This window comes from Thalassobaculum litoreum DSM 18839 (genome assembly GCF_900102465.1).
GTDB classification, from domain to species: Bacteria; Pseudomonadota; Alphaproteobacteria; order Thalassobaculales; family Thalassobaculaceae; genus Thalassobaculum; species Thalassobaculum litoreum.
In genome coordinates this window covers 36155-60057 of the sequence record NZ_FNBW01000019.1, presented here as the reverse complement: position 1 = coordinate 60057, position 23903 = coordinate 36155, and the positions used below count along the sequence as shown (strand labels likewise).

Annotated in this window: 18 protein-coding genes and 1 pseudogene; 10 read left to right on the top strand and 9 right to left on the bottom strand. The window is 67.1% G+C overall.

Annotated features, from left to right (window positions below):
• The first annotated feature begins 61 nt into the window (after nucleotides 1-61).
• The 6 genes from BLS34_RS22940 (at nucleotide 62) to BLS34_RS22915 (ending at nucleotide 7012) form a co-directional block, all read left to right on the top strand.
• Entirely contained in the window at nucleotides 62-508 is a 447-nt protein-coding gene (locus tag BLS34_RS22940; RefSeq protein ID WP_093154194.1) for a Dps family protein, read from the top strand.
• 11 nt (nucleotides 509-519) lie between these two features.
• Complete coding sequence (locus BLS34_RS22935; protein ID WP_093154191.1) at nucleotides 520-1335, top strand: thermonuclease family protein; 816 nt, start codon at nucleotides 520-522, stop codon at nucleotides 1333-1335.
• A gap of 133 nt (nucleotides 1336-1468) precedes the next feature.
• A complete protein-coding gene (locus BLS34_RS22930; protein ID WP_093154189.1) occupies nucleotides 1469-2929 on the top strand; it encodes a M48 family metalloprotease in 1461 nt (486 codons plus the stop codon).
• Nucleotides 2930-3077: 148 nt separating this feature from the next.
• Complete coding sequence (locus BLS34_RS22925) at nucleotides 3078-4208, top strand: CPBP family intramembrane glutamic endopeptidase (RefSeq protein WP_215906197.1); 1131 nt, start codon at nucleotides 3078-3080, stop codon at nucleotides 4206-4208.
• Between the two features lie 34 nt (nucleotides 4209-4242).
• Nucleotides 4243-5763: a B12-binding domain-containing radical SAM protein gene (locus BLS34_RS22920; RefSeq protein WP_139189434.1), complete on the top strand. Its 1521-nt coding sequence runs from the start codon at nucleotides 4243-4245 to the stop codon at nucleotides 5761-5763.
• Nucleotides 5764-5767: 4 nt separating this feature from the next.
• Nucleotides 5768-7012 (top strand): SAM-dependent methyltransferase, encoded by a 1245-nt coding sequence (locus BLS34_RS22915; protein WP_093154247.1) that lies wholly within the window; start codon nucleotides 5768-5770, stop codon nucleotides 7010-7012.
• On the opposite strand, the gene BLS34_RS22910 is transcribed toward BLS34_RS22915, so the two are convergent.
• Entirely contained in the window at nucleotides 7002-8021 is a 1020-nt protein-coding gene (locus tag BLS34_RS22910) for a glycosyltransferase family 4 protein (protein WP_342740554.1), read from the bottom strand. The genes BLS34_RS22915 and BLS34_RS22910 overlap by 11 nt on opposite strands.
• Before the next feature lie 698 nt (nucleotides 8022-8719).
• On the opposite strand from BLS34_RS22910, the gene BLS34_RS22905 reads away from it, so the two are divergent.
• Nucleotides 8720-9931, top strand: a complete 1212-nt coding sequence (locus BLS34_RS22905; protein ID WP_175474353.1) for an MFS transporter — start codon at nucleotides 8720-8722, stop codon at nucleotides 9929-9931.
• Between the two features lie 164 nt (nucleotides 9932-10095).
• On the opposite strand, the gene BLS34_RS22900 is transcribed toward BLS34_RS22905, so the two are convergent.
• The 5 genes from BLS34_RS22900 to BLS34_RS22880 all read right to left on the bottom strand — a co-directional run bounded on the left by BLS34_RS22900 (nucleotide 10096) and on the right by BLS34_RS22880 (nucleotide 14040).
• On the bottom strand, nucleotides 10096-10980 hold the full coding sequence (locus BLS34_RS22900) for an RNA polymerase factor sigma-32 (protein WP_028795111.1): 885 nt from the start codon (nucleotides 10978-10980) through the stop codon (nucleotides 10096-10098).
• Nucleotides 10981-11190: 210 nt separating this feature from the next.
• Nucleotides 11191-12048 (bottom strand): hypothetical protein, encoded by an 858-nt coding sequence (locus BLS34_RS22895; RefSeq protein WP_051244920.1) that lies wholly within the window; start codon nucleotides 12046-12048, stop codon nucleotides 11191-11193.
• Nucleotides 12049-12308: 260 nt separating this feature from the next.
• The gene (locus BLS34_RS22890; RefSeq protein WP_028795112.1) at nucleotides 12309-12806 is read right to left on the bottom strand and encodes a CarD family transcriptional regulator; all 498 of its coding nucleotides are present in this window, start codon (nucleotides 12804-12806) and stop codon (nucleotides 12309-12311) included.
• Between the two features lie 382 nt (nucleotides 12807-13188).
• Entirely contained in the window at nucleotides 13189-13527 is a 339-nt protein-coding gene (fdxA, locus tag BLS34_RS22885) for a ferredoxin FdxA (protein ID WP_093154179.1), read from the bottom strand.
• Between the two features lie 45 nt (nucleotides 13528-13572).
• Nucleotides 13573-14040 (bottom strand): tellurite resistance TerB family protein, encoded by a 468-nt coding sequence (locus BLS34_RS22880; RefSeq protein ID WP_028795114.1) that lies wholly within the window; start codon nucleotides 14038-14040, stop codon nucleotides 13573-13575.
• Between the two features lie 98 nt (nucleotides 14041-14138).
• Between BLS34_RS22880 and BLS34_RS22875 the strand changes: the two genes are divergently transcribed.
• Entirely contained in the window at nucleotides 14139-14852 is a 714-nt protein-coding gene (locus BLS34_RS22875) for a DUF938 domain-containing protein (RefSeq protein ID WP_245702140.1), read from the top strand.
• A gap of 68 nt (nucleotides 14853-14920) precedes the next feature.
• On the opposite strand, the gene BLS34_RS22870 is transcribed toward BLS34_RS22875, so the two are convergent.
• From BLS34_RS22870 to BLS34_RS22860, 3 genes are read right to left on the bottom strand one after another with little or no spacing between them, the layout of a single operon-like run.
• Nucleotides 14921-16111: an aminotransferase class V-fold PLP-dependent enzyme gene (locus BLS34_RS22870; protein ID WP_093154174.1), complete on the bottom strand. Its 1191-nt coding sequence runs from the start codon at nucleotides 16109-16111 to the stop codon at nucleotides 14921-14923.
• A 33-nt stretch (nucleotides 16112-16144) separates the two neighbouring features.
• On the bottom strand, nucleotides 16145-16579 hold the full coding sequence (locus BLS34_RS22865; protein ID WP_093154171.1) for an RNA-binding S4 domain-containing protein: 435 nt from the start codon (nucleotides 16577-16579) through the stop codon (nucleotides 16145-16147).
• Nucleotides 16576-19929, bottom strand: coding sequence for a helicase-related protein (locus BLS34_RS22860; protein WP_093154169.1), 3354 nt, complete (start codon nucleotides 19927-19929; stop codon nucleotides 16576-16578). Before BLS34_RS22860 ends, BLS34_RS22865 begins: the two co-directional genes overlap by 4 nt.
• A 149-nt stretch (nucleotides 19930-20078) precedes the next feature.
• Here BLS34_RS22860 and htpG point away from each other — a divergent pair, with 149 nt between their 5' ends.
• Both htpG and BLS34_RS26765 read left to right on the top strand, forming a co-directional pair.
• On the top strand, nucleotides 20079-21965 hold the full coding sequence (gene htpG / locus BLS34_RS22855) for a molecular chaperone HtpG (RefSeq protein ID WP_093154166.1): 1887 nt from the start codon (nucleotides 20079-20081) through the stop codon (nucleotides 21963-21965).
• A gap of 791 nt (nucleotides 21966-22756) precedes the next feature.
• Nucleotides 22757-23809, top strand: a pseudogene (locus tag BLS34_RS26765) (methyl-accepting chemotaxis protein); the annotation flags it as partial.
• Nucleotides 23810-23903: the final 94 nt, after the last annotated feature.

The window sequence follows — 23903 nt, the reverse complement described above, 5'->3', positions numbered from 1 at the left end:
TCCAAGCCCGAATTCGGGCTGCCATGCTTCATCCCGACGAGAGATAAAGGAGGGACCTTTTATGTCCGCGAATAGCAAACCTGTGATTGCCGCCCTGGAACAGGCTCTGGCCGACACCTACGCGCTGGCTCTGAAGACGCAGAACTATCACTGGAACGTCGAGGGCCCGACCTTCTACGGGCTGCATAACCTGTTCGAGGAGCAGTACAACGACGCCCATGGCGCGGTCGACGAGTTGGCGGAGCGCATCCGCGCCCTGGGCGCGCCGGCGCCGGGCAGCTTCCAGGTCTTCATGGACGCGACCAAGATCGCCGACGCCAAGCAGAATGCCGATGCAAAGGCGATGGTCTCCGACCTCGCCGCCAGCCACGAGACCATGGGCGCCACCCTGCGCGACGGCATTTCCGTGGCCGAGGACGCCGGTGATCCGGCGACCGCCGACATGCTGACCGCGCGGCTGACCACCCACGACAAGCATGCCTGGATGCTCCGCAGCCTGAAGGCCTGACGCGGGATCCGATGACCACCCGGCCGACCCGACGATCGCTGCTCCGCACCGCCCTGGTCGCGGGCGGGGCGGTGTTGCTGTCGGGGGCCAAGCCGGCCAGACCCGGTCCCCCTCTTCCCCCCGGCCTGACGCCGGGGGAGACCGGCCGGGTCGCCGCCGTTCTGTCCGCCGATACGATCGACCTTGAAGACGGTCTGCGGGTGCGTCTGGCGGGCGTCCAGGGTCCGGCCCCGACGCGCGACGGTTCTCCGGCCTGGCCGCACGCCGTCGAGGCGACGGTCGAAACCAGCGCCGCCTGCCTGGGCCGGACGGTCACCCTCCATTACGCCGACGACCGGCGCGACCGCTGGCAGCGGGCGTTGGCCCATCTGGTGGTCGACGACGGCACCTGGCTGCAGGGGCATCTGCTGCAGCGCGGCCTCGCCCGCGTCTACACATGGCCCCGCACCGCGACCGGCGCCCGAAGCATGCTCGACCTGGAGCGTACCGCCCGGGCTAACCGGCGCGGGATCTGGGCCGACCGGTTCTACCGCATCCGCAACCCCTCTGAGACCTGGGGCGATCTGGACAGCTGGCAGATCGTCGAAGGCCGCGTGGTCGACGCCGCCCTGGTCCGCGGTACCGCCTACCTGAACTTCGGTTTGGACTGGCGCAACGACTTCACCTTTCGGGCCGAGAGCGACGCGCGCCGGGCGTTCCGGAAGGCCGGTATCGAGCTGCCGGACCTGACCGGCCGGCGGGTGCGGGGGCGGGGCTGGGTCTATCCGACGAACGGACCGATGATCGACCTCACCCACCCCGCGCAGCTTGAAGTCCTGGAGGACTGAGCCCACTCCCTATATCGATGCTGGAACCGTCGCGTGGATTGAATCGTTGCCCATTGCATTGCCGGCAAGCGGATCTTGGGCAAGGTTTCGGCCTGCCATATCGTTGCCACGACCAGATGTAGGGTACACTCGCATGATGGCTTCGCTGTTCAAACGCACGCTCCCCGTTCTCGCCGTCCTGGCCGCCGTCTCGGTCGGCGCCTGTTCCACCAACCCGGCGACGGGCGATCAGAGTTTCACGGCGTTCATGTCGCCGGAGGACGAGAAGCGGATCGGCGCGGAACAGCACCCGCAGATCCTGGAGGAGTTCGGCGGGGCCTATCAGGACCCGCAGCTCAACGCCTATGTGAACAGCATCGGCGCGCGGATGGCGTCGGTTTCCGAGCGGCCGGACCTGAACTTCACCTTCACCATCCTCGACAGCCCCGTGGTCAACGCCTTCGCGCTGCCCGGCGGTTATGTCTATGTCAGCCGCGGTCTGCTCGCCCTCGCCGACAACGAGGCGGAGCTGGCGGGCGTTCTCGGCCACGAGATCGGCCACGTCACCGCCCGCCACAGCGCCGAGCGCTACAGCCGTTCGGTCGCGGTCAGCCTGGGCGCCGGCCTGCTCGGCGCGGTCACCGGCCAGCGGGCCCTGTCGGATCTCGCCAATCTCGGCGGCGGCCTTTATCTGAAGAGCTACAGCCGGGAGAACGAGTTCGAAGCGGATTCCCTGGGCCTGCGCTACATGACGGCGGCCGGTTACGAGCCGAGTGCCGTGGCGCAGTTCCTCGCCAGTCTCGGCGCCCAGACAGACCTCCAGGCACGGCTGAGGGGGGCGGAAAGCAGTTCCAATGATTTCAACCTGCTGGCCACCCACCCGCGCACCCTTGACCGGGTCCGGGAGGCACAGCAGGCGACCGGCTCCCTGGCCCCGGGACGGGTGGAGCGCGAGCCCTATCTGCGTCAGATCGACGGGATGCTGTACGGCGACGATCCGGAGGAAGGGTTCATCCGCGACCGGACCTTCATCCATCCGACCCTGCGCTTCCGCTTCGTCGCCCCGCCGGGCTTCACCCTGATCAATTCCTCCGACCGGGTCGAAGGCCGCCGCGGCGACGAGATGGCCATGGTCTTCGACGGGGTGCGCGAGACCTCGGGCATGCCGATGTCCCAGTACCTGCAGCGCTGGGCGCAGAATGCCCGGCTATCCGGCCTGCAGGACATCACCGTCAACGGCATGAACGCGGCGACCGCGGCGGCTGCGGTCCAGACCCAGCAGGGCGTTGCGAACTACCGGCTGATCGCGATCCGCGCCGACAGCAGCCATGTGTATCGCTTCGTCTTCCTGGGCAGCGCCGGCACGCTGGCCGCCAACGACGAAGAGCTGCGTCGCACCACGTACAGCTTCGAGCGCCTGAGCGAGTCGGAAGCCTCGTCCTACCGGCCCCTGCGCCTGCAGGTGGTCCAGGTTCAGCCGGGCGACACGATCGACAGCCTTGCCGCCCGCATGCCGCAGGGACCCGAGCAGCGCGCCCGCTTCCAGGTGCTGAACGGTATCGACAGCAACGCCCAGCTTCAGCCGGGCATGCTGGTCAAGCTGGTGGTCGAATAGTCGGCAACCGCCGTTAAAGCCCGTTGCATTCTCGTTGGACCTAAACCCGGCCTGCTCTTTCGCCGGATGCGCGGCTGGCACGGAGCCGTCGATCTCGGCGTGGGACGGCGCTACCCTCGGTGGGCACCAGCGCGAAAGAGACAATCGCATGAACGGGTCGAGCCCTCTCCAGGTCCTGCCGACAGCCATGACCGAGGATATCGTCGCCTCGTCCCGGGACGGCATCGTCACCATCGACCCGAAAGGACGGGTAACGACCTTCAACGCGGGCGCGGAGGCCATCTTCGGTTTACAAGCCACCGACGTGGTCGGGCGGACGGTGGCCGAGGTCTTTCTGCCCATCGAGGGGCTGGACGACTTCACCGATTGCGTGCTCGAGGCGATCCGGCAACCCGAACGACCCCATGTCGCCAATATCAGCCTCGACGGCCCGGACGGCGTGCTTCACCTGAGTGTCCGCGCAGTCCTGCTGCGCCGGAAGGGATCCGGCGACCGGATCGGCGTCCTGGTGACGATTTCCGACGAAAGCGAGCGCGTGGAGCTCCTGGAGAGGACCGCCAGGCGGGAGGTGGAACGTGCGGCGACCGGTCGGTTCATCGTTGCCATCCTGACGATCTTCAGCGTGTTCACCCTGATGCTGGAGCCGATGCAGAGACTGGCGCGGGAGCGGTTTTTCGATCTCGGTCCGGTGATCGCGCTTCTGACGCTCGTGGTGATCGCCTTCCTGATCAACCGCTGGATCACGCCGTCGTCGCAGACGGTCGGCCTGATCCGCCCCAAGCGTCGGGATGTCGTCGAAGCCGTCGTCTGGTCGGTCGGATTCTGCGTGGCGATGACCGTCTTCAAATACGTGCTGCTCTCCCTCGCCGCCACATCCGACGGGGCGCAGCGGCCCCTGTTCAGCTTCTTCGTGCTGGACGACGGCACCAAGGTGGACAGTGTCGAGCTCTACGCGCTCGGCCTGGGGATCTATCTGCTGTCCGTCCTGTTCCAGCAGTTCGCCGTCCGATGCGCCATTCAGGCGCCGCTGCAGAGCTTCCTGACCGGGGTTGTCGGCTATGCCGGCTGGATAGCGAACGGCATCGCCACGCTCCTGTTCGCCGTGCTGCACGCCCATCTCAATCCCCTCGTCTCCCTGGCCGTGATTCTGCCGTCGCTTCTGTGGGGCTGGCTGTTCATGCGCTCCGGCAGCATCGTGCCGCCGATCATTTCCCACACGATCATAGGCGTTTACGCTATCTTCGTTCTCGGCATCTTCGCTGGGTTGGATCAGGTCTGAGCGTCGGGACGCCGCGCGGGGACAGGGCAGCGATATGACACCGAGCAGGCGTCCGAGAATTCTGATCGTCAATGCCTATGTCGACCCGTGGCGGTCGGCGGCTCCCACCCGCGGGTTCGTTCCCCGCGCCATGGCTCCCTATTATCTGGCTGGCAGGTTCTGCCGCGACCGGACGGATGTGCGGGTCTACGACGAGGTCCATCACGGCGCCCTGCTCAACCGGAAGGTCCATGGCTGGCCGGATCTGGTCATTCTTACCGGCCTCACCGTCGCCTTCGATCGCGCCCGACAGCTCTCGGCCTATTTCCGCGACGCGCGACCCGATGTGGCCGTCGCCATCGGCGGCCCGATCGCCCGTGCCCTGCCGGCTCTGTGCGAGGAGGTCTTCGACCATGTCTGCCAGGGCAACGTGGAGTCCATCGACACCCTGATCGACGACCTGCTCGGGCCGGGCTTTCGCGCCGAGGCGCCCGCCCCCCGCTTCGACATGGCGGCAGGCCTCTCCGGTCTCGGCTATGTCGAAACCACCAAGAACTGCAACTTCAACTGCGCCTTCTGTTCGCTGACCGGCGAGAACCGGCCCTACGAACCCTATTCATCCGACGATATAGACCGGCAGTTGAACGCGGGAGGGCGGCGCCTGTTTCTGGCCGTCCTGGACAACAATTTCTACGGCAACAACCGCCAGGATTTCGAGCGGCGGGTCGACCTGCTCGGCACCCGGTGGCGGCGCGGTGCGTTCCGGGGTTGGGGCGCGCTGGTCACCGGCGATTTCTTCAAACGACCGGAGAACCTCGCCCTGGTGGCAGCCAACGGCTGCAAGGCTTTGTTCTCCGGCGTGGAGTCCTTCGATCCGGCGGTGCTGAAGAGCTATAACAAGCGCCAGAGCCTGTCGTCCGACCCCTATACCGTCTCGCGGGTCTGCGCCGAGCACGGGATACACTTCGAATACGGAATGATGCTCGATTTCACCCAGCAGACGATTGCCGAGGTGGACGGGCAGATCGACGCGCTGCTGGGCCATACCGACACGCCGCTGCCCGGACTGCTGTCGCTCACCATTCCGATCCTGGGTACGCCCTATTTCGACGAAGCCGCGTGCGCGGGTCGCCTGATGCCGAACCTTCGGCTCTGCGATCTCGACGGACAGAAGCTCGTCGAATGGCCGAAGGAGCCGCTCGAGCACGTCGTTCCCTATCTCGCCGATCTGCTGCGGTTTCGCGGCCGGAAACGGGCGCTCATCCGGCATGCCGTGCGCCATGCATGGTCGCGCCGGGCCTCCTTCGACACCGCACAGTCGCTGATGAGCCTGCTGGGTCCGCTGACCAGGTTCGGCGGCATCCCGAGGGTCGGCTCGCTGTCGCAGATGCGCCAGACATGGCGGGAAGCGCCGCGGACCTACTGCGCGATGACCGACCCGTTGAGCGTCAGCTATCGTCCGACCCACCGCCTCGCCGCAAAATTCGCCCGCGACTTCGAGCCTCTCCATGTCACCGATGGGGAGGGCCGCGTCACCCAGGCGGTCCGTGCCGCGCAGGGCCGGCCGGGAGGCTGACGGCATGAACCGGCACCAACCGACAGGCGGCCCAACGCCGAGCGCCGCAGGATCGCATTCGGTCGGCCTTACCGGGCTCGACCCCTGGACCCGCACTGCGTTCGGCCTGTTGCAGCGCCTCGGCGTCGGCCGGTTGTCCGTGACCCTGGCGGACGGCCGGCGGGTTGACTTCGACAGCGGCGTCCCCGGCCCGGACGCCGTGCTTCACCTGCGGGACCGCACCGTCGTGAAGCGGTTCCTCGTCGGCGGCCACCTGGCCTTCGCCGAGGCCTATATGGACGGGGCGGTGGAAAGTCCCGACATCGTCGCCGTGATCGAACTGTTCGAGCGGAACAAATATATCTTCAACCAGGGAAACCCGGACGGGCTGCTGCGCATTCTGACCCGCCGCCTGCTGCACTGGCTGAACCGCAACAGCCGACGGGGGAGTAGCCGAAACATCGCGTTTCACTACGATCTGGGCAATGCCTTCTACGCCCTGTGGCTCGACCCCTCCATGACCTATTCGAGCGCCGTCTTCGCGGAGGGCGTGGCGGACCTCGAGGCGGCGCAGACGGCCAAAAACCGCCGCCTCGCCGCCAAGCTCGGGTTGCGGCCCGGCCAGCGGATTCTGGACATAGGCTGCGGCTGGGGCTCCTTCGCGATCCATGCCGCGCAGGAGCATGGCGTGCAGGTGCTCGGGATCACCCTGTCGCGCGAGCAGCATGCCTATGCTGCCGGCTGGGCCGAGCGGGCCGGTCTGTCGGACCGGGTCAGGGTCGAGGTCCGGGATTTCCGCGACGCCGTCGGCCAATTCGACGCGATCGCCTCGATCGAGATGTTCGAGGCGGTGGGAGAGGCCTACTGGCCCGACTTCTTCCGGCAGCTCCACGATCGGCTCAAGCCCGGCGGCCGCGCCGCGCTGCAGGTCATCACCATTGCCGAAGAGGGGTTCGCAGACTATCGGGCGAACCCGGACTTCATCCAGCGCTATATCTTTCCCGGCGGCATGCTGCCGACCCGGCGGCACCTCGTCGACCTGGCCCGGGCGCACGGATTGGACATCGAGTCCGAGGAAGCCTTCGGCCTGGACTACGCCCGGACGCTCGCCTGCTGGCGCAGCCGGTTCCACGCCCACTGGCCGGCCATCGAACGCCAGGGTTTCGACGCCCGCTTCCGGCGCATGTGGGACTGTTACCTTGCCTATTGCGAGGGCGGCTTCCGAGGCGGCTTTATCGATGTCCGCCAGATCTCCTTCGTCAGACCGTAGCGGGAACCGTCCTGTGCGCCGCCTCGGCGACCAGCGCGTTCTGCAGGAACTCCCGCGCGCTCAGCCTCCAGCTGAACCGAAGCGCGTGTTCGCGGCAGCGGTCCCTTGGAATGCGCAGCGCACTCAAGGCCGCCTGGCGAAGATCCTCGCTCAGAACGCCGACGCCGCTGTCCCCGACGATGTCGCGCGGCCCGGTGACAGGATAGGCGGCCACCGGCACGCCGCAGGACAGGGCTTCCAGAAGGACCAGACCGAAGGTGTCCGTGCGGGACGGGAAGACGAACACATCGGCGCTGGCGCATAGCCCGGCAAGTTCCGCTCCCTGCTTCTGACCTGTGAAAACGACGTCCGGATATGTCCGTCGCAGGCGCGCCAGGCGGGGGCCGTCCCCGATCACGACCTTGGTGCCGGGAAGCGCCAGATCCAGAAACGCCTCAATGTTCTTCTCGATCGCGACCCGAGCGATGGTGAGGAAGATGGGGCGCGGCAGGTGATCCGGCAGGACCGACTGGCCGATCGGGCGGAACAGGTCGGAATCCACCCCCCGCGACCAGCGCATCAGGTTCCGAAAGCCGCGTCCTTCCAGGTCTTCCATGAGTGTCTCGGTGGCCACCATGCACCCGGATCCGAAGTTGTGGAAACGGCGCAGCCACGCATAGGACCATCGGAGCGGCAGCGGCCAGCGCGCCGCGAGGTATTCGGGAAACCGCGTGTGGTAACTGGTCGTATACGGAACGCCGATCCCCCGCGCGGCGGAGGCCGCCAGCAGTCCCAGCGGTCCCTCGGTGGCGATGTGCAGGTGGTCGCACCCGTGCTCCAGGATCCGCTTCCGCACGGCGGCTCTATGGGTCAATGAGAGCCGGATTTCCGGGTAGCTCGGACACGGGATCGTCGGGAACTCACTCGGCGAGAGGATCTCGACGCGCACGCCCATCGCCGTCAACTCGCCGATGACGCTTTCCAGCGACCTGACAACGCCGTTCACCTGCGGTGTCCAGGCATCGGTCACGATGAGGATCGATGTCATCGCAGCGCAACGTCCCCTGCCGCGACGGAACCGTGGATGAAAGCACGAACGGCGACAACACCGCGTCGGCCCGTTGGTCTCTGCTTCGTCCGATGCTTAGAGATGGCTTCGGTTGGCACTCTATCCGGCCCCTGTCGGCTCGATTGTCGCGGCGAGACCAAAACGCCGGTCGATAAAGGCCACAGCGTCTGAAGAAAAGTTATCGCCTATCAGCGTCGTCCCCTCCAACAGCATCGGTCTCTGCAGAGCCGGTATTGAGCTCTTACGCAGCAACAAAGGCAATCAGCCACATACTATGCGCGGACCCTGCCATGACATTTGCGACCCATAGCGGCCACGCGCAGCATTGCTCCTTGCAGCCCGAATTGATCGTTCACGATAAGCGCGCGACGAGAAATTCGGACCGCCCAATTGATCCGCCATCGGCCGAAATCTTGTCCGCCGCCACGGGAAGAGGTTTGGCGTCGGTGGCCCGAGCGTCTTCGTCGGATCGGGCAACGTCGACCGAGAGCGTCAGCAACGCAGCCGTGCCGAGCGTTGCCAGCATCGACGTTGACGCAGCGATTCAGGTCTTGGCCTGAACGCCGCCAGAGCATCTACTTCGAGCCGACGCGACCCGCCGTGACACCGCCCGGCGTGCGCCTGGACCAACGATAAGAAACGCGGTGGAGGAAAGCGGTTTGGGGCAACCCGCGGGAAGCCGGCGTGGCTGGCTGCTGGCAGAGCCGGACTATCGGCGCCTGTGGCTGGTCGGGCTGGTGGTGTTCGTGGTCCGCTGGCTTGAGATGCTGGCCGTCGGGGTATTCGCCTATCAGGCGACGGAATCGGCATTCCTGGTCGTCATGCTGACCATGCTGCGGCTGCTGCCGATGGGGCTGTTCGGCGCCGTCCTCGGCGCCGTCGCCGAGCGGCTCGAGCGGCGCAGCGCACTGATCCTCGTGGTGCTGGCGATGATGGCGAGTTCGCTCGCCATCGCGATCCTCGGCTCCCTGGGCCTGCTGGAGGTCTGGCACCTGGCCGTCGCCAGTTTCGTGAACGGGCTGGGCTGGGCGACGGATAACCCGGTGCGGCGGATGATGATCGGCGACACGGTCGGCCCCGAGCGGATGGGCCCGGCGATGTCGCTCGACGTCGGCACCAACAATGCCAGCCGCATGCTGGGGCCGACGGTGGGTGGGCTGATCCTGGCGACGGCCGGGATCGCCGGGGTATTCTGGCTGGGGGCAGCGCTATACGCGATCGCGCTGGTGGCGGCGCTGCGCATCCGGATCCGCAGCCGGACCGGCGTCACGGATACCGCACCGGTGCTGCAGCGGGTCCGGGAGGGCTTGGCGTGGGTGCGCGGCGACCGTCGGATGACCGGCGTGCTGATGGTGACCGTGATCTTCAATATTTTCGGCTGGCCGTGCCTCAGCATGATCCCGGTGCTCGGTAAGGACCATCTGAATCTCGGGCCGGAGGGCGTCGGGTTGTTGGCCGGGATCGACGGTGTCGGTGCCTTCCTCGGAGCCCTGACGATCGCCGCGTTTTCCCGCACCCACTGGTACACACGGGTCTATGTCGGCGGCGTCACCCTCTTCATGGCCGGCTTGATCGCGTTCGCGACGGTGCCCTTGGTGGCACTGGCCGGCGGCGCCCTGCTGCTGGTTGGCATCGGCGGCGCCGGGTTCAGCGTCATGCAGGCCACCCTCGTCTACCTTCATGCCCCGGTCGAGATGCGTGCCCGCCTGCTCGGCCTGCTGTCGGTGTGCATCGGTGTCGGGCCGGTCGGCTTCTTCTATCTCGGTTTCCTCGCCGAGGTCGTTGGCGCGCAGACGGCGACCGTGGCGCTCGCAGCGCAAGGCCTGCTGGCGATCCTGGTGGCGCGCCGATGGTGGCAGGCGATCACGTAGGCATCACCGCCGACGACGCTCTCTACCGCGCAGCCGATGCCATACAGAACGCGGTCAGTTCGGCGGTGAGCCGCGTGTAGCGCGATGCGTCATGCCCACCTCCTCTCGTCGTTCGGCGTGAGAGGCAATCTGGCCTGACTTCGGCCGCTTTCGTGGCGGCGGGATCAGGCCTCCAGCAGCAGGTCGCCGGTCCGCTCGACGCGATGGGACAGACGGTCGCGCAGCTTCATCAGCGCCCGGTGCTCGAGCTGACGCACGCGCTCCTTGGACACGCCGAGCTCCCGGCCCAGTTCTTCCAAGGTCGCTCCCTCCTCGCTCAGACGGCGCTGGTCGATGATCGTGCGCTCGCGCGGCGACAGTTCCGCCAGCGCCTCCGCCAGCCACTTGGAGCGGGTGGAGGCGTCGCGCATGCCGGTGACCACCGCCTCGGGGCTCGGCCGCTCGTCCGCCAGGAAATCCTGCCAGTCGTCCTCGCCGGTCTCGGAGATCGGGGCGTTGAGGGATTGGTCGTGGCCCGACAGGCGCATCTCCATCGCCTCGACCTCGCGCCGGTCGACCTTCAGCTGGGTCGCCACGTACATGCGGCCCTCGTCGGTCATGCCGCCGTTGGCGGAGCTGCTGATCTTGGCCCGCAGGCGCCGGAGGTTGAAGAACAGCGATTTCTGGGCCGCCGTCGTCCCGGTGCGCACGATCGACCAGTTGCGTAGGATGTAGTCCTGGATGGCCGACCGGATCCACCATCCGGCATAGGTCGAGAACCGCACCTCGCGCTCCGGCTCGAACCGGGCGGCCGCCTGCATCAGGCCGACATTGCCCTCCTGGACGAGATCGCCTATGGGCAGGCCGTAGTTGCGGAACTTGCTGGCGGTGGACACCACCAGCCGGGTGTAGGAGCGCACCAGCTCGTGCAGCGCCCGCTCGTCGCCCTCCTCGCGCCAGCGGCGGGCCAGATCGAACTCGTGGTCACGTTCCAGCAGCGGTTCCTTCATCGAGGCCTTGATGAAGGCGATGTTGGCGCGCTGGGTCTCCGGGTCGTCGATATAGGCCATTGCCGCCCCCTGTGTGTTTGGCACCCGCTGGTGTCTGACACCCGTACTGCGGTTCTTTTTAGCCTTACATACGCACTTCAGCGGAAATCGGATCATATCCGGGACCCGATTGACATGAAAAAATTGCTGCGCTGCACAAGGTTCTGCGCCGCTCAAGCAAACGTGATCGGAGTGGAAAATCCGTGGGACGGAATTGATGCGCTCTGCGCGTCAGCGGGCCGCGCGCAGGGGGACCACGGTCTCGCTGGGCACCGCCTCGACCCAGTCGAGGAGGCGTCCGTCCGTCGACAGGCACGCCGCGCTCAGCGCCCCGCCCCGGCCGCATCCGCTGTCGATGCACAGCGTGCGGTCGGTTTCCTTCGGCCCGCCGCCCTGGGGATCGTAGCCCCGGACCAGCTTGGCGAAGGACTCGTATCCGGCCGTCTCGGCCTGCTCGAAACCCTTGCTGCCCCACCAGAACGCGTCGCGCTGATCGAGCAGCGGCCGAGACGGGTCGATGCCGGTGTTGACGAACAGCACCCCGTCCGGGCCGGTACAGGCGAAGCGGCGGATCTGTCCGAACCACGTCTGGTGCCCCGGCGAGGCGTGCACGCCGGCCTTCAGGCGGCTGGTCCAGCGCGTCAGGGCGACCATGCCCTCCTCGGCGGCCGCGAAGCCCTGGCTGGCCTCGCCGCCATAGGCCGCGAGGGTCGCGCCGAGACCGCGGTCCAGCATCCAGCGCAGCAGGTCCGCCGGCTTCGGCGCAAAGTGGATCTGCAGCAGCTTGTGCCACATCTCCTCCTGGGCGCCGCGCAGGCAGACGATGTCGTCCGGCAGGTAGAGGGGCGGTTGCGCCATCACCAGGGCCCGGAACCGCATCAGCTCGCTCAGGGTCTCCCGGACGTCGCCGCCGCCCAGGATATTGCCGAGATAGACGATCCGGTCGCCGGGCTCGAAGCGGGCGGCGATCCGGTCGTGCAGGTCGCAGAGAAGTGCGGATTCCCCGAAGATCGCGCCGACCGCCCAGACGCGCCTGGCGCCGGACAGATCGACGTGACGGTCGGAGGCGGGGAGACAGGATGTTGTCACGGCCGGGGGGCCTCGCGCTCGGGTGAACGAGTCATCCCACCCCAATACCATTTCCGAGTCGCGCGTCAACGCACCACTCGGTCAGCCCCACCGCGAGTCGCGATTTCCGATTCCCGGGATTCTAGTTAAGTGCAGGATTTCGCTGGCAGAGTTGAGGGCGAACGCCTTCGCATACTATGTGCCTCACCCCGGAACGCATGCGGGCGGCCCGAAGGCCGCCCGTTGCATCACAATGGCCGATTCGCGCTGCCTTGGCGGGATCAGGCCGCGTCCATCAGCTTCTCGAGACGGTCGATCGCCGCCTCTTCGTCGATCTTCTCGATCTTGGCGAACTCGCGGGCGAGACGGTCGATCGCCGCCTGATACATCTGCCGCTCGCTGTAGGACTGTTCGGCCTGATTGCTGGAACGGCGCAGGTCGCGGACCACCTCGGCGATGGACACCGGATCGCCGGAATTGATCTTCGCCTCGTATTCCTGCGCGCGGCGGCTCCACATGGTCCGGCGCACGCGCGCCCGGCCCTTCAGCTTGGCGATCGCCGCATCCATCTGCTTGCGGCTGCTCAGGCGCCGCAGACCGCTGGTCTTGGCCTTGGTCAGGGGGATGCGCAGGGTCATGCGATCCTGCTCGAAATCGATCACCAGCAGTTCAAGCTCAGTCCCGGCAATGGTCTGGGTCTCCGTCCCCTTGATCAGGCCCACACCATGCGTCGGGTACACGACAAAATCGCCAGTGTTGAACTCGTTCTTTTTTGTCATGGGTGATTTTTCCACGTCTTCTGCCATTCCGCCCTCTTTAGCCACCGAAATTGCTCCCACCACACACAGACAACAATCACTTGCCGATCCAAAGGATCGACTTCCCCAAACAGCCGATTACCACGCGATCAACACGAGAGACGGTCGAAACATATGGTCGTTTCGTAGATGGTCCCACGTTTTGCGGGGGTGCACTGGTCCTCGTCGGCTTTTTCGACCAGCGCGATCGTGTGAACCTTACCACAAAAACGCGGCGAATGGTAGCTTACAGGCAGGCATGCGCATGCAGGGCCCGAGCTTAACCGACGCCACCATTAGATCAGATATTTGTGACCGGAGTCTTAAAGTCGCGGACGAAAGTCGTCGTGGAAATTGATGCCGGTCAGCTGCCCTCGCCCGGGTTGGCGGAGAAATACTTCTCGTACTTGCCGGCCTCGTCCTGAAGCTTGTCGGCGTCCGGCATCGGGTCGGTCTTGCGGGTGATGTTCGGCCAGATATCGGCGTACTCGGCGTTCAAGGCCAGCCACTTCTCGGCGGCGGGCTCGGTATCCGGCAGAATCGCCTCGGGCGGGCATTCGGGCTCGCACACGCCGCAGTCGATGCATTCATCCGGGTGGATGACCAGCATGTTCTCGCCCTCGTAGAAACAATCGACGGGGCAGACCTCAACACAGTCAGTGTACTTACACTTAATGCACTTCTCATTGACGATGTAGGTCATGCGGGTCTCCGGCGCGCGGTTGACGTGGCTCTTTAGCGTAGCCGGTCAACCAACTTCAAGACCGAGCTTTGCGAGCGCCCGTTTTCGCGCCTCTCCGCTCTCGCGGTCGGACACGTACAACAGCCCGGAAAGCCGCCGCATGAGCTGGCCTTCGTAGTCGTGGAGCTCGCCATCGGCATAGACGACCTCCCACAGGGCTTCCATGAGATCGATCCGCCCTTCCTCGTCCATACGATCCTTGACCGTTCGGATCAGGCCGTAGAGATCGACCATCTCGTCCGCGGAGTTCACGGCTTCGTCCAGCGTCCGGTCGATCTCCTCTCGGGACACGTCGAACCGGTTGCAGAGGTGGTCGGCGACCACCGCGCGCTCCTGCGCCTCGAAGCTGCCGTCCAGGGTGGCCGCCCGCGCCAGCAGGACCGCCACGGCCGTCGCCAGGGCGTCTTTCGGGGCGGCGGAGGGTGCGCCGCCGGCGTCGATGCTGTTCATGAAGGCCTTCAGGCGCGCGAGCATGGGCGAGTTCCATTCTGGTTCCGAGTTTGCGACCGGGTCATACTCTTCCCGGTTCCGGCGCTCCCCGTTGCCGGATCGTGAGTACATAGGTTGCAATCATGGATCCGTCAGCCCCCTCAACACCCGGCAACGCAGGTCGGGAGACCCCGGCCCGCGGGATCGGGTTCGATGCGGTGATCGCGGCCGAGACGCCCGATGGCGCCATGGACGCGCCGGCGGCGCGGCGCAACGCCCGGCCGCTCCTGGCCATCCTCCAAGCCGAATTGCCGCCGACGGGCACGGTGCTGGAGATCGGCTCCGGCACGGGACACCATGCCGCCGCCTTCATCCAGGCGCTGCATCCCCGCCGCTGGCTGCCGACGGAGACCACCCGGGAGCGTCGTGACAGCATCGCGGCCTGGACGGCCGTCCTGCCGCCGCCGGCGCCGCGTCCGATGGCGCCCCGCGCGCTCGACGCGTCCGCGGACGTCGAGGCCTGGCCCGTGGCGGATTGCGCCCCGTTCACCGGCATGCTGAGCGTCAACGTGATCCATATCGCGCCCTGGAATGTGGCGCTCGGGATCTTCGCCGGGGCGATGCGGTGGCTTGCGCCCGGTGCGCCGCTGATCCTCTACGGCCCGTTTCACCGGGACGGCCGATCGATGAGCGACGGCAACACCGCGTTCGACGCCGACCTGCGGCGCCAGGATGCGCGCTTGGGAATCCGCGATCTGGAGCGGGACGTCCTGCCGGCGGCGGCAGAGGCCGGCCTGGCACCGACCGCGATTCACGAGATGCCGGCGAACAATCTGTGCGTCGTCCTGCGCGGCTGATCCGTTCCGCACATCACCGCGATCGGTTCGGATCGCTACGATCTGGACCGATCGTGCCCTGACGGGCGTCACCCGGCAGTGCCGAGGGCGCGCACCAGATCGTCGATTTCCCGCTCCAGAGTGATGTAGTGGACGCTGGCCCGCACCGCCGTGCCGATCCCGCGGCGGTCGTAGCCCACCCGGGCGCCGCTGTCGCCGGACACGCTGACATTGATGCGATGGGCCTTCAGGCGCCGCTTGATGGCATCGGCCTCCTCGCCCGCCTTGCGGAACGTGACGATACCGCATTTCTCCGCCCCCTCGTCCAGCACCTCGACACCGTCCACCGTGGCCAGGCGGTCGCGCAGGGTCTGGGCGAGCGGCTGCACCCGGTCGCGGATGGCCTCCACGCCCCACCCGAGGGCATAGTCGATCGCCACCCCCAAGGCGGCCTTGCCGGCGAAATGGCACTCCCAGTTCTCGAACCGGCGCGCGTCGCCGCGCATCACGTACTCGCGCTCGTTGATCAGTTCCGCGGCGTGCTGGTCGAGCAGCGGCGGGTCGAGACGCTCGATCCAGTCGCCACGCACGTAGAGGAACCCCGTCCCCCGCGGCCCGCGCAGGTATTTGCGCCCCGTCGCCGACAGAAAGTCGCAGCCGATCTCCCGGACATCGAGGGGGATCTGCCCGGCCGACTGGCAGGCGTCCAGCAGGTAGGGCACGCCGTGCCGGCGGGCGACCTTGCCGACCGCGGCCGCCGGGTTCACCAGCCCGCCGCCGGTCGGCACATGGCTGATCGAGATCAGTTTCACCCGCTCGTCGACCATGCGGTCCAGGGCCGCCACGTCGATCTGGCCGTGGCTGTCGTTCGGCACGATCGCCACCTCGCATCCTGTGTGCTTGGCGCGGTGCAGATAGGCGATCATGTTGGAGCCGTATTCCGACTCCGTGGTCAGGATGCGGTCGCCCGGCCCGAGATCCAGGGCATAGAAGGCCATGTCCCAGGCCCGGGTCGCGTTCTCGATGAAGGCGACCTCGTCGCGCCCGCAGTTCAGCAGGCGCGCGGTGGCGTCATAGAAGTTTTCCAGCTTGTCCTGATAGCGGTCGACCGTCTCGTAGCCGCCGCGGAACTCCTCCTCGCGCTGCCAGCCGATCAGCGCATCGGCGACCGGGATCGGCATCAGCGAGGAGCCCGCATGGTTCAGGTGGGCCATGCCCTCGCAGCCCCGGGTCTCGGCCCGGGCCCGGTCGACATCGATGGGCGCTGATGTGGTGGACATGCGTAACCTCCCTGGCGCGGTGTCGCGCGGAGGCTAGCGGCCCGAGCCGCTATCGTCCAACAGACGTTCGATCGCCCGCCGGTCCCGCTTGGTCGGCCGCCCCGCCCCCCTGTCCCGGCTGGGGCCGCTCGCCCTGAGCGGCGCGGCGTCCGCGGGGTCGGCACTGCGTTCCGGAATCGGCGCCAGATCCTCGTACAGGGTGCGCGCCTCCGGTGCCGGCCCGCGCCGGGTCGCCAGGGACAGAACCTTCACCACGCGCACATGCGGCCCCTGGGGAAAGGTCAGTACCGCGCCGACCCGCACCTTCTGGTGGGCCTTCGACACCACCGTGCCGTCCAGCCGCAGCCGGCCGGCGGCCAGCAGCGCATTGGCGAGCGAACGCGACTTGAAGAACCGCGCGCACCAGAGCCACTTGTCGAGACGCTGGCTCTCGGCGCCGTCGGGAGCGGACGCGCCGTCTCCGCTCATCCGTCCTTCTTGCGCATCGCGTCGCGCAGGCCTGCGAGAGCGGCGAAGGGCGAATCCGGATCGATCTCGCCCCGGCGCTCCGGCTCGGCGGTATGGACCCGGGGCCGATCGTCCCGGCCGCGGCGGTCGCCGTCCCGCCGGTTCGGGCCCTTGCCGCCACCACGCCGGCGATCCGAGCGCTGGCCGTCACCCTCGCCCTGACGGGCATGGGCCGTCTTGCCGTGCTGCGGCTTGCCCTGGGACGAGCGGTTGTCGGGCCGCTTGCCCTGCCCGCTTCGCTCCTGCCTGTCCTGCCCCTGCCTGTCCTGCCCCTGGCGGTCCTGGGCCGGCCTCTCCTGAGCAGGTCTACCGTCGGCGCGGGCCTCGCCGGCAGGCGCACCCTCGGCCGCGTTCTGCCGGTTGCCGCCCTGGCGCTGCTTGTTCCGGTTCGGACGGGGGCGGCGGTTCTCCTCGCGGCGGCGGCGCGCGAACAGCGGCACCATGACCACGGGCTCGGCTTCCGCCTCCGGTGCGACCTCCGCGGCATCGTCCGGCGATGCCGACTCGGCGGCGACGTCGGAAGCCGCCGCGTCGACCGGCTCCGCGGGGGTCGTGACCTCGGGACCCGCAGCTGGAGCCACATCGGGGACCGCTGGGGTCTCCGCCGCTTCCGGCCGCACCTCGGTCGGCGCGGCGTCCGCGGGCTGTTCCCCGGCAGGGGGTTCCTCGGGGGTTGGCGCGCCGACGCTTTCCGGCGCCTCGGCATCCGCGCGCTGGGATCCGGCCTCCGGCCCTTCCACCTCGGCCGGAGCCGCCGGTGTATCGGCGGCGGTCGTATCGGCGGCGGTCGTATCGACAGGCTGGGTCTCGACAGGCTGGGTCTCGGCCGCTTCGCCCGGTGTGGGCTCCTCGGCAGCCGTATCCGCGACCGCCGCCTGATCTTCCGGCGCGGCGCTCTGATCCGCCACCGGCTGTTCCGCCGCAGGCTGTTCCGCCGGACGCTCACCCACCTTGCGGTAGCCGAGGTCGTTGAGAATGGCGGTGAAGGTCTCGTGATCGACACCGGCCAGCGACAGCATGTCCGGGTTGATCGCGAACGGGCCGTTGCGGGCCGCCTGACGGATCAGGGCGGCGATGCGCTCGACCATGTCGATGCGGATCGCCCGGCCGCCGAGCCGCTGGTAGCCCAGCGCGATGTCGTATTCCGTCGGCGTCTCCGGCCGGCGCACCACCTGAACCCGGCCTTCCGGCGGCAGTCCCTCCTCGGGGAAGCGACCGTGAAACACGGACCAGAGCAGGCCTCGCAGAGCGACCGGCTTCGGCTTCAGCAGTTGGGGAATGTAGAGATTCTCGGTGCCGAGACGGATGCCGACCCGGGCCAGATCCTTGCGGCCCTGATCGTCCAGTTCCTTGACCATCGGCCGCAGGCCCTCGGCCGGCGCGTTGCCTAGACCCTCGAGCACCTGGAAGACGATGCCGCGCGCGCCGCCGGACAGATCCGAGCGGGCGAGCTGCAGCAGCTGCGGGATAACAGCCTCCAGATGGACTTCCAGCCACGTGCGCAGGCGCTTCTGCACCCGGTCGCGCTGCGGCGGCTCGAGCATGTCGCTCTCGCGCACGCGCACGTCCGGGCGCCAGGGCACGTCGCCGGCGACCAGATCGGCCACCGGGGTCCCCCGCCAGAAGAACACGCCATGACCATCCAGACGGAAGACTTCGTCCAGATCGCTCTCAAGCCGGGAGACCCGGCGCGCGATCTCGTCCGGAAGGACGCGCCGCGCCGCCGTCATCACCTGCTTCTCTTCCTCGGTATTCGCGGCGTCGGGCTGAAAGGAGAACCCTTCCAGATGCCCGACACGATGCCCCTCGACCGTTACCGTCCCGTCGCCGGATACGCCCGCCAATATATCCTCCTTACCACCCTTCAGCTTCCGCGACAGAGTCGCCGACCGCCGATCGACGAACCTTAGAGTGAGCTGCTGGTGCAACGCGTCCGATAACCGGTCCTCGATCGCGCGCGCCCTAGACTGCCAGTGACCGGCATCGTCAATCCAGTCCCCTCGGTGAGTAATGTAGGTCCAAGTGCGGATATGTGCGATACGTCCCATCAGGGTATCGATATCGCCCTCGGTCCTGTCGAAACGGCTCATCTGGCCGTCGACCCAGTCGCTCGGCAGCTTCTCCTCAGCGTCGGTCAGGTAAAGATACACCTGCGCGAGGAGGCGTGCATGACTTTCCGTCAGGTGCTTCTGAAAGTCCGGGATCTGGCAGACGTCCCAGAGCAGCCGGATACGGGCCGGACCGTTCGCCCGCGCCGCCACCTCCTCCGTCCGGGAGAGGGCTTCCAGCGCCTCGTGATCCTCTCCGTCGCGCTTGCGCGAGAGGAAATCGTGCTCCGGCCAGACCTCCAGCGAGCGCTTCAGATCGCGCATGGTGGAGAAGTCCAGGCGGGTGTTGCGCCAGGAAAGCTGCTTGAGCGGATCGAACGTATGGCTCTCGATCGCCATCACCGCCTCGTCGTCCAGCGGCGCGCAGTTGCCGGTGACGCCGAAGGTGCCGTCGTTCATGTGGCGGCCGGCCCGTCCGGCGATCTGCGCCAGTTCGGCGGCGCGCAGCCGGCGCGGGAAACGGCCGTCGAACTTGCGGTCCGAGGCGAAGAACACATGGTCGATATCCATGTTCAGGCCCATGCCGATCGCATCGGTGGCCACCAGATAGTCGACCTCGCCCTCCTGGTACATCTGCACCTGGGCGTTGCGGGTGCGCGGGCTCAGCGCCCCCATGACCACCGCCACGCCGCCGCGCTGTCGGCGGACGACCTCGGCGATGGCGTAGACATCGGCGGCGGAGAAGGCGACCACCGCGCTGCGGCGCGGCAGGCGGGTCATCTTGCACAGGCCGGAATAACTCAGCTCCGACAGGCGCGGCCGGGTCTCGAACCGGGCCTCCGGCACCAGGCGCTTGAGCAGCGGGCGGATCGTCTCCGATCCGAGCAGCATGGTCTCCTCGAGACCGCGCGCATGCAGCAGACGGTCGGTGAAGACATGGCCGCGCTCCGGATCGCCGGCGAGCTGTACCTCGTCCACCGCCAGGAACTCGAAGGCCCGATCCAACGGCATCGACTCCACGGTGCAGACGAAATAGCGTGCGTCCGGCGGGATGATCTTCTCCTCGCCGGTAACCAGGGCCACCGCGCGGTGGCCTTTGCGGGCGACGATCTTGTCGTAGTTCTCGCGCGCCAGCAGACGCAGCGGAAACCCGATCACACCGTCGCGGTGACCGAGCATCCGCTCGATCGCAAGATGGGTCTTGCCGGTATTGGTCGGGCCGAGGACGGCCGTGACGGATGCGGCGGGCGAGGCGAGAACCATGGGGGAGATCTACAACGGGCTCGGGTCTATGCAGGCTTCGGCATAACACATATGGGCGCCGGCACAGAGAAGGTCTTGCAGACGTCACCCATCGGCCATATCTCGGTCCCGTCCTGACAGTCGACAATAGCAACAACGGACCCACTGCCATGGCTGCCGAAACACGATCTTTTCAAGCCGAAGTTTCGAAGCTTCTGCACATCGTCGCCAACGCGCTCTACAGCGAGCGCGAGGTTTTTCTGCGCGAGCTGATCTCCAACGCCGCCGATGCCTGCGACAAACTCCGCTTTCTGGCGATCTCCGATCCGGATCTGACCGCCGACGACAGCGCTTTCAAGATCCGCATCTCCGCCGACGAGAAGGCGAAGACTCTGACCCTCTCCGATAACGGAGTGGGCATGACCGAGGCCGAGCTGCACGACAATCTCGGCACCATCGCCCGCTCCGGTACGTCGGCCTTCGTCGACGAGATCAGCGGCGACGCCAAGAAGGACACCAGCCTGATCGGCCAGTTCGGCGTCGGCTTCTATTCGGCGTTCATGGTGGCGGACAAGGTCGAGGTCCTGACCCGCAAGGCCGGCGAGAGCACGGGCTGGCTGTGGACCTCCGACGGGCTTGGCGAATACACCGTCGCGCCGGCGGAGAAGGCGACCCGCGGCACCATCATCACCCTGCATCTCAAGAAGGACGCCAAGGAGTTCCTGGAGAAGCAGCGGCTTCAGACCATCGTGCGCACCTATTCCGACCACATCCCGTTCCCGGTGGTGTTCGTGGAGGGCGAGGACGAGGACACCCTGAACCAGGCCTCGGCCCTGTGGACCCGCCCGAAGAGCGAGATCTCCGACGACGACTACAAGGAGTTCTATCACCACGTCGGCCACGCCTTCGACGACCCGTGGATGACGGTGCATTGGAAGGCGGAAGGCCGGATCGAGTACCACGGCCTTCTCTTCGTGCCGTCGCAGCGCCCGTTCGACCTGTTCCACCCGGAGCGCCGCCATCACGTGAAGCTCTACGTGAAGCGGGTCTTCATCACCGACGAGATCGAAGGCCTGGTCCCCTCCTGGCTGCGCTTCCTGAAGGGCGTGGTCGACTGCGAAGATCTGCCGCTCAACGTCAGCCGCGAGATGCTGCAGCACAATCCGGTGGTCGCCACCATCTCCAAGGCGCTGACCAAGCGCGTGCTAGGCGACCTCGCCAAGAAGGCGAAGAAGGAACCGGAGGCCTATGCCGAGTTCTGGCGCAACTTCGGCGCGGTACTGAAAGAAGGGCTGTACGCCGATGGCGCCGAGCACAAGGAGGCGTTGCTCGACCTGGTGCGCTTCAAGTCCACCGCCGGCGACGAGTTGGCCAGCCTGGACGGCTATATCGAGCGCATGAAGGAGGGCCAGGAGGCGATCTACTACATCGCCGCCGAGGACGAGGCCGCCGCCAAGGCCTCGCCGCAGTTGGAAGGCTTCGTGAAGAAGGGCGTGGAGGTCCTGTTCCTCACCGACCCGATCGACGAGTTCTGGGTCCAGACCATGTTCGACGGGGTGAAGGGCAAGCCGCTCAAGTCGATCACCCGCGGCGGCGCCGACCTCGCCGCCATCAAGTCGGGCGACGCGGAGAAGAAGTCCGACGCCGAGACCAAGGACGACGAGGCGAAGGATACCGGCTTGGTCGACGGCCTGATCGTCTCGGTCAAGCTGGCCCTGGGCGCGACCGTGAAGGACGTGCGTACCACCGACCGTCTGTCCGAGAGCCCGGTCTGCCTCGTCGCCGACGAGACCGACATGGACATGAACCTGGAACGGATGCTGCGCCAGCATAAGCAGCTCGACCAGGCCGCGCCGCGTGTGCTTGAGGTCAATCCGGACCACGCCTTGATCAAGGGTCTGGCGAAGCTGGTGCAGGACGGCAGGACCGACGGCATCGAGGACGCCGCCCACCTGCTGTTCGAGCAGGCACGTATTCTGGAAGGCGAGCCGGTCAGCGACCCGAAGGCCTTCACCCGGCGCTTCTCGGAGGTCATGGTGAAGGCGCTCGGAGCCTGACCCAGCGGCTCAAGGCGGCCCCGACACAAGGGGTGTCGCGACCGGCGACACCCCTTCGGGCTTTGCCCGACGGCAATCTTTGCACCAAATTCATCTCATATTAACGGATGCCCCCTTAACCATGTTCACCTCATCGAAAGGAGGTGGACATGCTCAATCTCAAAAGCTGGTCCCTCAAGAACCGCATGGTCGTTCTGGCGGCGCTGGTCGTCATCGTCATCGCCGCCCTTGGCGCGATCCAGTTCAACTCGGCCGACACCGTAAAGACCAAGACGGCGGCGGTAAGCGCGATGCGGGAGAAGGTCGCGGTGCTCACCGATGTCCGGCTCGCCAATATCGAGCTGCTTCTAGCCGCCATGGACTCGATCATCGACAAGGCCGAAGGGCAGATCCAGCCGGAGCGGGCCGAGATCATCGCCAACACGACCGGCTTCATCACCGAGAGCATTCCGACGGTGGCCACCCTGGCCGGGGAGATCGGCGAAAGCGGCCAGGCCTCGACCCTGGACGCCGATTTCGCCGCCCTGGCGAGAGCCATCAAGGTCGACCTCACCGAGGCGATCGCCTCCAATGCCGACGATGCCGCCTTCGCGAAGATCGACGATGTGATCGACGGTGCCGGCGAACGGTTCGCGGCCGCCCTGACGACGGTGTATGACCGGGCGAACACCGCCTTGGAACAACGGCTTGAAGAGAGCCAGCTGGCGGTCGACGACGCCCGGACCATGTCCGTCATCATGGCGGTGGTCGGCCTGCTGGTGATCCTGCCGCTGATCGCCTGGGTGACCCTCAGCGTCGTCCGCGGCCTGAGCGGCCTGTCGACGGCCATGACCACGCTGGCCGACGGCAAGCTGGACACCGACATTCCGTTCACCGACCGCACCGACGAACTCGGCTCCATGGCCGGCACGGTCGAAGTGTTCAAGCGCAACGCCGGGGAGGTGGAGCGCCTGCGCGAGGAGCAAGAGAAGTCCCAGGAGGCCGCCGCCGCCGAACGGCGTGCCGCGATGGTGAAGCTGTCCGACGAGTTCGACGCCTCCGTGCGCTCGGTGGTCAACGGCGTGTCCTCGGCGGCGAACGAGATGAGCGGCACCGCCGACCGGCTGGTGTCCAGCAATTCCCGCATGGTGTCGGAGACCGACGCCGTCGGCTCCATGTCCGACGAGACCAACGCCGCCGTCCAGGCGGTCGCCATGGCCGCCAACGAGCTGAGCGCGTCGATCGCCGAGATCAACCGCCAGGTCGAGCAGTCGGCCCGGACCAGCAAGGATGCGACCGCCAAGGCGCAGGCCACCAACGAGCAGATCGAGAGCCTGGCCGCCGGCGCCGAGAAGATCGGCAATGTGGTGGCCCTGATCCAGGATATCGCGGAGCAGACCAACCTGCTGGCGCTGAACGCGACCATCGAGGCGGCCCGGGCCGGCGATGCCGGCAAGGGCTTCGCCGTCGTGGCGTCCGAGGTGAAGAGCCTCGCCACCCAGACCGCGAAGGCGACCGAGGAGATCGCCGAGCAGATCCGCTCGATCCAGGAGGCGACCTCCGGCGCGGTGGATGCGATCCGGATGATCGCCGAGTCCACCCGGGAGGTCGACGAGATCACAACGACCATCGCCGACTCGATCGACCAGCAGGGTCAGGCGACGCGGGAGATCTCGGAGAGCGCTCAGCAGGCCGCGACCAGCGTGGAGCGCACGGTATCGACGATCCAGTCTGTCAGCGGCCTCTCCCGGGAGACCGGCGCGGATGTGAGTCTGGTGTCCGACTCCATCGGTCAGCTCAACCGCGAGTTCGAGGGCCTGAAGTCGCAGGTCTCGACCTTCGTCGACCGGATCAAGGCCGGCTGAGCGGCGTCCGAACCAAGGCAGAGCGGCGGTAGTGCGGACGGTCATACCCGGGGCACTACCATAACCGCGAATGGGGTTGCATGGCGCGCCGGTC